The organism is Cellulomonas septica (assembly GCF_012396155.1).
Taxonomy (GTDB): domain Bacteria; phylum Actinomycetota; class Actinomycetes; order Actinomycetales; family Cellulomonadaceae; genus Cellulomonas; species Cellulomonas septica.
In genome coordinates, this window is the sequence record NZ_JAAXOY010000452.1 from 1 (window position 1) to 3026 (window position 3026).

The window sequence follows — 3026 nt, forward strand, 5'->3', positions numbered from 1 at the left end:
CAGGTCCGCGACGGGCACGACGCCCGCGTGCCGCCCGCGACGTGCACGCGCCCGGTCGACGAGCGTGCCCAGCGCCTCGTGCAGCGCCGCGCGCTGCGCCTCCGCGACCCGGTGCCGCTCGTCGGCCAGCAGGTGGTCGCTGAAGTCGCAGCGGTCGTGCGACAGGTCGCCCAGCTGACGCATGAGGACGCCCGACGCGAGCGCGATGCGCTGCAGCGCCTGCGCGCACCGCTCGAGCTCCTCCTGGTCGTCCGTGTCGGTCAGCTGGACGTGCGACAGCCACTCGGCCAGCGTGCCGAGCGCCGCGGCGTCGTCGACCCGCGCAGGGCGGTGGACCCACGGGACGGTGGTGTTCGACATGGCGTCATTGTGCGCCGCACGCGGCGGCCCGGGCGGGTGAGAAACGTCGACATGCAGGACCTGCGTCGCAGGTCGTACGGCAACCGGGTGACGGCCGCTGGGCCGTCCGGTCGACGGCCGTCCGGGGAAGCGCTCGCCCACCCCGTCGCAGCATCCGACGCGGGTGGACCGGTCGTTCGACGGTCCCCCGGGTCAGCGCGCCCGCTCGACCCGCGCCGCGTCCCACACCGGCTCGGGGGTCTCCACGACCGACCCGTCGGAGGCGAACACGAGGAACCGGTCGAACGTCCGCGTGAACCACCGGTCGTGCGTCACCGCGAGCACCGTGCCCTCGAACGCCGCGAGCCCGGCCTCGAGCGCCTCCGCCGAGTGCAGGTCGAGGTTGTCCGTCGGCTCGTCGAGCAGCAGCAGCGTCGCGCCGCCCAGCTCGAGGAGCAGGATCTGGAGCCGCGCCTGCTGGCCGCCCGACAACGTCTCGTAGGCCTGCTCGGCCTGGTCGACGAGCTCGTACCGGTCGAGCGCACGGCTCGCCTGCTCGCGCCCGAGCCCCGCCCGGTGGGCGTCGCCCCGGTGCAGGATCTCGAGCAGCGTCCGGCCGACCAGCTCGGGGTGCGCGTGGTTCTGCGCGAACCACCCCGGCCGCACGCGCGACCCCAGCACGACCGACCCGGTGTGCCGCACGGGCGCGACCGCCGTCTCCCCCGCCGGCTCGTGCTCGGGCCCCGGGTCCGAGCCGCCCGCCGCGAGCAGCCGCAGGAAGTGCGACTTGCCCGACCCGTTCGACCCGAGGACCGCGACGCGCTCGCCGAACCACACCTCGAGGTCGAACGGCTTCATCAGGCCCGTGAGCTCGAGGCCGGTCGCGACCACCGCGCGCTTCGCCGTCCGACCACCGCGCAGGCGCACTCGCACCGACTGCTCGCGCACCTTCACCATCGGCGGACCGGCCTCCTCGAACTTGCGCAGCCGCGTCTGCGCCGCCTGGTACCGCGACGCGAGCCCGTCGTTGAACGCCGCCTTCGTCTTGAGCGTCAGCACGAGCTCGCGCAGCTTCGCGTGCTCCTCCTCCCAGCGCCGCATGAGCTCCTCGAGCCGCGAGCGCCGGTCCTCGCGCGCCTGGTGGTACGTCGAGAAGCCCCCGCCGTGCACCCACACCGACGCCCCCACCGCGGTCGGCTCGAGCGTCGCGACGTGCGTCGCCACGCGGGCCAGGAGCTCGCGGTCGTGGCTCACGAGCAGCACCGACTTCGACGACGCGACGAGCCGGTCCTCGAGCCACCTCTTCGTCGGGACGTCGAGCGCGTTGTCCGGCTCGTCGAGCAGCAGCACGTCGTCCGGGCCGCGCAGCAGCGCCTCCAGCACCAGGCGCTTCTGCTCGCCGCCCGACAGCGTCCGCACCTCCCGGTGCTGCGCGCGCTCGAACGGCACCGACAGGACCGCGGCCGTCACGCGGTCCCAGCCCGCCTCGGCCTCGTACCCGCCCACGTCCGCCCAGTCCACGAGGGCCTGCGCGTACCGCATCTGCGCGGGCTCGTCGTCGACCTCCATGATCCCCAGCTCCGCCGCGGACAGCTCGACCGCCGCGTCCCGCACGGCCGCGGGCGCGAGCGACGCGAGCAGGTCGCGCACCGAGCGGTCGTCGTCGATCCGCCCGACGTCCTGCCGCATGACACCCAGGCCGCCGCTGCGCTGCACCGAACCCGCGTGCGGCTGCTCGTCGCCCGCGACGATCCGCAGCAGCGTCGACTTGCCGACCCCGTTCGGACCGACGAGCGCGACGCGCGCGCCCTCCCCCACGCGGAACGTCACGTCGTCGAGGAGCGGACGGCCGTCCGGGAGGACGTAGCCGATGCCGCCGATGTCGAGATGACCCATGCCGCACAGTCTGACCGGCCCGCGCACCGTGGCCGAACCTCATTGCGCCGCCGTCCCCTGGCGGAGCGTCGCGGCCGGTGCGAGGGTCGGAGCATGAGCGACGAGACACCTGCCACCCGGACCGATGCCGCACTCGGCAGCGAGGGCGACACCGACCAGCTCCCCGGCGAGGACACCCTCGTCGAGCGGGGAGTCGACGACCACCTCGACGAGGGCTACACGCCCCCCGAGCGCGACCGCCCCCGCACGACCCACTACGGGGAGACGCACTGGGAGGAGGAGCACCGCGAGACCATCGACCAGCGCATCGAGCAGGAGGAGCCCGAGGTCTGGGAGCAGCGCCCGCGCGTCACGGGCGACCGTGAGGAGCTCCGCGCCGGCCGGCTCGTCGCGGACGACGACGCCGTCGAGTCCGGGGTGAACGACACCTTCGCCGTCGACGCCGGTGTCTCCGGCGGTGCCGCGAGCGCCGAGGAGGCCGCCGTCCACCTCATCGAGGAGGAGTACGTCGACGACCGGTACTACCAGGACGGCGAGGACGAGCGTCCCTGACGTCCACCCGCGCGACCCGCCGGCGGTGCCTCAGCAGCACCCCGGCGTCGCGTCGACGTCGTGCGCCTCGCGACGCGCGCGGGTCTGCACCGCGCGCGCCGCGAGCGCGTCGTCCGGCGGATAGCCGACCTCCTCGAGCGTGAGGCCGTGCGCCGCGACGACGGCCGCACCCGCGTCCCGACTGCGCCCGGCCAGCAGCTCCGCGGCCCAGCCCACCGGGCGGCGCCCCTCCCCCACGG

Annotated in this window: 3 protein-coding genes and 1 pseudogene; 1 reads left to right on the plus strand and 3 read right to left on the minus strand. The window is 75.0% G+C overall.

Translation table 11 applies throughout. The features are described 5' to 3' along the window. On the minus strand, positions 1 to 360 hold a 360-nt coding region (locus tag HGA02_RS14875; RefSeq protein ID WP_168679788.1), incomplete at its 3' end, for a hypothetical protein. A gap of 192 nt (positions 361 to 552) precedes the next feature. Next, positions 553 to 2235, minus strand: a complete 1683-nt coding sequence (locus HGA02_RS14880; RefSeq protein ID WP_168679790.1) for an ABC-F family ATP-binding cassette domain-containing protein — start codon at positions 2233 to 2235, stop codon at positions 553 to 555. 93 nt (positions 2236 to 2328) lie between these two features. Here HGA02_RS14880 and HGA02_RS14885 point away from each other — a divergent pair, with 93 nt between their 5' ends. Beyond that, positions 2329 to 2787, plus strand: a complete 459-nt coding sequence (locus HGA02_RS14885) for a DUF5709 domain-containing protein (protein ID WP_124343453.1) — start codon at positions 2329 to 2331, stop codon at positions 2785 to 2787. A gap of 30 nt (positions 2788 to 2817) precedes the next feature. Here the strand turns inward: HGA02_RS14885 and HGA02_RS14890 are convergent. Then, positions 2818 to 3026, minus strand: a pseudogene (locus tag HGA02_RS14890) (tRNA pseudouridine(38-40) synthase TruA); the annotation flags it as partial.

What these genes read in the sequence shown, in the direction of transcription:
- HGA02_RS14880 (WP_168679790.1), bottom strand. Translation starts at nt 2,235, where the DNA reads ATGGGTCATCTCGACATCGGCGGCATCGGCTACGTCCTCCCGGACGGC.
- HGA02_RS14885 (WP_124343453.1), top strand. Translation starts at nt 2,329, where the DNA reads ATGAGCGACGAGACACCTGCCACCCGGACCGATGCCGCACTCGGCAGC.